Origin of the sequence: Mesorhizobium sp. M8A.F.Ca.ET.181.01.1.1, assembly GCF_004792025.1 — a bacterium.
Lineage (GTDB): Bacteria > Pseudomonadota > Alphaproteobacteria > Rhizobiales > Rhizobiaceae > Mesorhizobium.
Genome location: NZ_SRTV01000020.1, coordinates 25381 through 31407, shown reverse-complemented (window position 1 = coordinate 31407; position 6027 = coordinate 25381). Strand labels below are relative to the sequence as shown.

The window sequence follows — 6027 nt, the reverse complement described above, 5'->3', positions numbered from 1 at the left end:
AACAAACCGTAGCCGCTCGTCCATGATCCCAGTTTCTCGCCAAACCATCGCCGGTCCTCCCGGCGGACAAGAAAACTGTCACCCATGCTATCGGTCCATTCTGTTACCTATCTATCCGGTTCGGACAAAAGCGCCCTCTCCCCGTCACTATACGGGGAGAGGATGCCGGCAGGCAGGTGAGGGGCGGCGCCGACAACCGACAGGTATCGGCATAAGCCGCCCAGAGCGCTCGTGTCAGCCCCCCAGCGCCTGATCCAGATCGGCGATCAGATCATCGCCATCCTCTATCCCCGCCGACAACCGTACCAGCGAATCCGATATGCCGATCTCATCCCGCTTCTCGGCGGGAATGGAGCCATGCGTCATCAGCGCCGGGTGTTCGATCAGGCTCTCCACGCCGCCGAGGCTTTCGGCCAGCGTGAACAGCTGCGTGCGTTCAAGGAAGCGTTTGGTGCCGGCGAGGTCGCGGTCGAGCACGGCCGTGATCATGCCGCCGAAGGCATGCATCTGCTGGACGGCGATCGCGTGCTGGGGATGGCTGGCGAGGCCGGGATAGATGACGCGGCGCACATCTTTTCGCGCTTCCAGCCACTGCGCGATCTTCAGGCCGTTGGCGGAATGGCGCTCCATCCTGAGCGCCAGGGTTTTCAAGCCGCGCAGCGCCAGGAAACTGTCGAACGGGCCCGAAATGGCGCCGATGGCGTTCTGCAGGAATTTCAGCCGGTCGGCGAGATCCTTGTTGTCGCCGACGACGGCGACGCCGCCGACCATGTCGGAATGGCCGTTGAGATATTTGGTCGTCGAGTGGACGACGATGTCGATGCCGAGCTCCAGCGGCCGCTGGATATAGGGGCTGCAGAACGTGTTGTCGGCGACGGACAAAATTCCCTTCCGCCGGGCCAGGGCCGCGACGCCCTCGAGGTCGACGATGCGCAGCAACGGATTGGTCGGCGTCTCGACCCACAGCAGTTTTGTCTCCGGCCGGATCGCGGCTTCAACCGCGGCCAGATTGGTGAAATCGACGAAAGAGACCTGCAGGTTGGCCGAGCGCTTGCGCACCCGCTCCATCAGCCGGAACGAGCCGCCATAAATGTCGTCGGTGGCGACGATATGCGCGCCGGAATCGAGCAGTTCGAGCACTGTGGCGATCGACGCCAGGCCGGAAGCGAAAGCGAAGGCGGCCGAGCCGCTTTCCAGGTCAGCCACGGCGCGCTCGAAGGCGAAGCGCGTCGGGTTCTGGCTGCGGGCATATTCGAAACCCTTGTGCACGCCGGGCGACTGCTGGCCATAGGTCGAGGTGGCATAGATCGGCACCATCACCGCCCCGGTCAGCGGATCATGGCTCTGGCCGCCATGGATGGTGCGCGTCGAAAACGCCAGGCGGTTCTTTCCGGATGTGGTCATCGTGCGCGCCTCAGATGGTTGATCAGGTCGATGCGGGTAATCAGGCCGACGAACTCGTCGCCGTCGAAGATGATGGCGACCTCGTTGCGGTCGAACACCGGCAGCAGCGCGTCCAGCGTCTGGCTGGCCTGCAGCGTGTGCAGGTTGGAGGTCATCGCCGTGCGCACCGGGCCGTTGAAGCGCTCCCAGCGCCCGTCATAGGGGCCGTCGACATGGGCCAGGATGTCGCTTTCGTCGACGATGCCGACCAGCTTGCCATTGTCGAGCACCGGCAGCTGCGAGACATCGGAGCGGCGCATGCGGCCATAGGCGTTGAGCAGGCTTTCGTCGGGGCCGACGAACACCGTGTCGCCGGTGCGGTGCGTGCGCATGACGAGGTCGCGCAGATCGCCATGCTGTTCGTGTTCGGCCAGCCCCTGCTCGGCCAGCCAGAAATCGTCGAACACTTTCGACAGGTATTTGTTGCCGCTGTCGCAGACGAAGGTGACGACGCGCTTGGGCACCGTCTGTTCGCGGCAATAGCGCAGGGCCGCCGACAGCAGCGTGCCCGACGAGGAACCGGCCAGGATGCCTTCCCGCGACAGCAGATCGCGCACCGCCAGCATGCTCTGCTTGTCCGTGATGGAATAGGCTTTCTTGACCAGCGACAAATCGGCATTGGGCGGCACGAAATCCTCGCCAATGCCTTCGACCGTCCAGCTCCCCGCCTCTTCCATCTTGCCGGTCTTGATCAGCGGCGCCAGCACCGAGCCGACCGGATCGGCCAGCACCATCTCCGTCTTCGGCGACACGCCGGCGAAGAAGCGGCCAAGCCCGGTCAGCGTGCCGCCCGAGCCGACGCCGACCACCACCGCGTCGACATCACTGTTGAGCTGCCAGAAAATCTCCGGGCCGGTGGTCGCCTCATGCGCCAGCGGGTTGGCCGGGTTGGCGAACTGGTTGGCGTAGAAGGCGCCGTGCAGTTCGGCGGCGATCTTCTCCGCCATGTCTTGGTAATATTCGGCATGACCCTTGCCGACATCGGAGCGCGTCATGCGCACCTCGGCGCCGAGCGCGCGCAGGTGCTGGATTTTTTCACGCGACATCTTGTCGGGAACCACCAGGATGATGCGATAGCCCTTGGGGATGCCGACCTGGGCGAGGCCAAGGCCGGTATTGCCGGCGGTCGCCTCGACGATGGTGCCGCCCGGCTTCAGCCTGCCATCCTTCTCGGCCGCCGCGATCATCGACAGCGCGATGCGGTCCTTGATCGAGCCGCCGGGATTCTGGCTTTCGAGCTTGATGAACAGCCGGCATTTTCCCGTGTCGAACTTGGTCAGCTCGACGATGGGCGTTTGCCCGATCAGATCGAGCACCGACGCATAGGGCGGGCGCAGGCGGGATGTCACGCCGTCCGAGGCGGCACTGTCGGCCGTGGCTTTTCTGTGCTCGCTCATGTCGGAGCCTCCATGGATCAACCTAGCGTCTTTTCCAGCCGATCGCAGTCGGAAAGAAGATAGATCGTGCCAATCCGGCGGCCAGACGGGGAATGAAATTCCAGCCGCCCGTCAGGGCGAGGCGATACGCTGCCGGACCGGGACGCCGGCGGGACAGCGCCCCCCTCTGCCCTGCCGGGCATCTCCCCCCTCAAGGGGGGAGATCAACAGCTTCGCGGGCCGCACCATTTTACAAAGTCGACGATTGGCGAAGACGATGCCACAGCCAATCTCCCCACTTGAGGGGGAGATGGCCGGCAGGCCAGAGGGGGCGCCGTAGGGCGCCGACCTCAACGGTCCCAAGCTGCGGCACCGTCTCATCCGTCCAACGAACCATCTCGTTCGTTGAAGCCGCCGATTTCACCATGCTAGCCGAACGTGCACATGGCAATGTGCGGTGCGCGACGGCAACCTGATCACCGGCCAGCAGAACTTTTCCGGCGCCGAGACCGCGCGCGCCGTGTGTGAGGCATTGGGCGGCTGAACGCTATCCCTCCGGCTGACTGCGGGAGGGACTTCAGTCTCAGTTGAGCTATAGCTAATATACATATAGCTTGGTCATGCGGGGGACGATCCCAAATCGAAGCCTAACCCGCAATGGCCGGTGCGACCTGCTTTCAACCCAAGCATCCCCGCACCGGCCATTCTTTTCCCCCTTGGCAGCCTAGGCCAGCGTCAAATCGCAACCTGGGTGCAAGGATGAGAAGGGCCCTCCAGGCATCCTTTCGATCCGGACAACGGAAGGCATTTTTGGATGGCTCTCGACCTCACGACCGCTGACGCCATCGCAAACGCCGTCAGGGAAATTCGGTCGAAATTGGCCGTTGGTGGCTAAAAAGGAAGGCCCGGCTCGAAACCGGGTTTCCGAGGAAATCAGCAACACCGAAAGCGCTGGTATCACGCCCCCTTTGCAACGGGTCTGCGTCAAGTCACGTATATCTCAATTGACTAAAGTACGGAACGTCCAATGGACAAGTACGGAACGTTTGAAGGCCCCTCAGACCAAGGCCTACCGGCACGCAAGACTTTAGTCCTGCCGTCTTATAGTTAAGAACGGAAGTTGTTCGGCTGACATAGGGCCGCCCCGAATAAATACCAGACTGCACCCAGCCGACTATGGTGCGATCGCGGAAGCCGCTTTCGGGTGAGCCGAAGAGGGGTCGCCAAAAATACGATCGCCGCCGGAATTGCTCTATCCCAGCAACCGCTTGCTCAGCCTGGCGCACTGGACGCGGATATCGGGGATGGCGTCGATCTCGAAGAAGGTGCCGCGCGTCAGCGGCCCGACGGCGAGGATTTTTCGCGAGACGGTGCCGTCGACGGCGATGATCTCGCAATCGGCCGAGACGTCGAGGCCGATGCGCAGCGGATCGGGCCGCGCCAGACCGCGGTCGACCAGCGAGCGCACCACGCTGTTCGACGAGGTCGAGATGTCGCGCACGATGCCGGAGCAATCATAGATGCGGGCGGCGTCGAATGTTTCGAGGCGCTGGGTGTGGCGCGATTGGACCTCCACCGCGAAGCCGTCGCCCGGCGTGACGCCGACGACGCGCCCGGCGATCGGCCGGATGCGCCCCGATTGCACCGCCTCCGTCACCCTGGCGTAGACCTCGGGTGCCATGCGGTGGCGATGGATGTCCCACCAGGCCTTGGTGTGTTCGACAAAGCGGCGCTTGGCCGAGGCGGGCCAGTTCTGCCAGATCTTCTGGTTGAAGGGGCGCAGGCCGTCGACGACGTCGCGCCAGTCGACGCCTGCCTTCTGGTTCTCGCGGATGAGGTCGCGGAACCAGCCGACGAAATAGGAAAGCTGGGTGCCGAGCGGGATGTCGGCGACGTCGAGCTTGATCGGATTGCCCTTGCGGTGCGGCGAGGGCAGCAGGCCGCGCCGCGACACCGCGATGATGTCGCCGCGATGGCCGCGCTGCTCCAGGGAAAGGAAGGCGTCGACCATGCTCAAGCCCGTCCCCAGCACCACGATCCGGCTGTCGGGATCGAGCGCGGTGTCGGCCTCCGATCCCATCCGGATCGCATGGCCCTGCGCGGGCTGTTCGTCGTGGCCGGTGGCGAGCACGGCAAGGTGGGCGACCACGCTGGTGCCGTTGGCGAGTGCCACCTCGACCCCGGACGCGGTGGGCGAGATCGACAGGCTCTCCTCGCGGATCAGGCGCAGCCGTCCGGTCTCGCGCTCTCGCGTTTCCAGATCGTCGAGCAATTCCTTGAGATAGCGGGCATAGAGGCTGCGCGGCGCGTAGACCGGCGCCTGCTCTGCTGTCGCCAGCCCGCGCTCCAGCAGCCAGCGCCAGAAATTGCCGGGATCGTCGGCATAGGCACTCATGCCGGCCGCGCCGACATTGAGCACATGCGCCGACAGCAGTGTCGAATAGGCAATGCCCTGGCCGAAATGCGGGCGCTTTTCGATCAGCGTGACGCGCAGGTCCGGATTGGGCGATTTGAGCAGATGCGCGGCCAGCACAACACCGCTGGCGCCGCCGCCGACGATGATGATGGAATTGATCGAGTTGGTTCGCCCGGTCATGCGCGAGCGAGCCCCGTACGAAGCGCCGGCTTCAGGCCAGGACCTTCACCGGCAGGTCGTCCCGCGCGACCGGGAGGTCGTCGGCAATGTCGCGCATCTCGGCGAGGCTGCGCTGGTCGAGCACCTCGGCGATCGCCTGCCGGACTTCCAGCATCAGATGTCGGACTTGGCATGTCGCCTCGTTGCAGTCTTCGCAGCGCTGATATTGTGTGCGGCTGGCGCAGGGGATCGGGGCCAGTGGACCGTCCAGCACGCGCACGACGTGGCCGACCTTGATTTCGTCGGCGGGTCGCGCCAGGCGGTAGCCGCCATCCTTGCCCTTGCGGCTCTGGACGAAGCCGGCATTGCGCAGCTCACCCAGTATGGCGTCGAGAAATTTCTTCGGGATGTTGTTGGCGACGGCGATGTCGTTGACGAAAGCGAGCTGCCCGGCCGGCATCTCAGCGAGATGCACGAGCGCCTTGAGGCCGTACTTGCCTTTTTTGGTGAGCATGAAGCGAACGTTTCTCTGTCATGAGACGGCGCGAAGCCATCCGTTGCGAAACGCCCGGCGTGCCTCCCCGCCGCGCCGAACCATCCATGACACATAAATTCTAGTGACATGATATACAA

The 6027-nt window shown here is 64.0% G+C and carries 4 protein-coding genes; all 4 read right to left on the bottom strand.

The window, feature by feature from the left end:
- Nucleotides 1–234: 234 nt before the first annotated feature.
- The 4 genes from EN824_RS32675 to EN824_RS32655 all read right to left on the bottom strand — a co-directional run bounded on the left by EN824_RS32675 (nt 235) and on the right by EN824_RS32655 (nt 5908).
- A complete protein-coding gene (locus EN824_RS32675; protein WP_135933115.1) occupies nt 235–1404 on the bottom strand; it encodes a PLP-dependent aspartate aminotransferase family protein in 1170 nt (389 codons plus the stop codon).
- Nucleotides 1401–2840 carry a pyridoxal-phosphate dependent enzyme gene (locus EN824_RS32670; protein WP_135933114.1) on the bottom strand — a complete coding sequence of 480 codons (1440 nt, stop codon included), beginning with the start codon at nt 2838–2840 and terminating at the stop codon, nt 1401–1403. Before EN824_RS32670 ends, EN824_RS32675 begins: the two co-directional genes overlap by 4 nt.
- Nucleotides 2841–4071: 1231 nt before the next feature.
- Nucleotides 4072–5415, bottom strand: coding sequence for an FAD/NAD(P)-binding protein (locus EN824_RS32660; RefSeq protein WP_135930970.1), 1344 nt, complete (start codon nt 5413–5415; stop codon nt 4072–4074).
- 31 nt (nt 5416–5446) lie between these two features.
- Nucleotides 5447–5908 carry an Rrf2 family transcriptional regulator gene (locus EN824_RS32655; RefSeq protein ID WP_135933113.1) on the bottom strand — a complete coding sequence of 154 codons (462 nt, stop codon included), beginning with the start codon at nt 5906–5908 and terminating at the stop codon, nt 5447–5449.
- Nucleotides 5909–6027 lie beyond the last annotated feature (119 nt).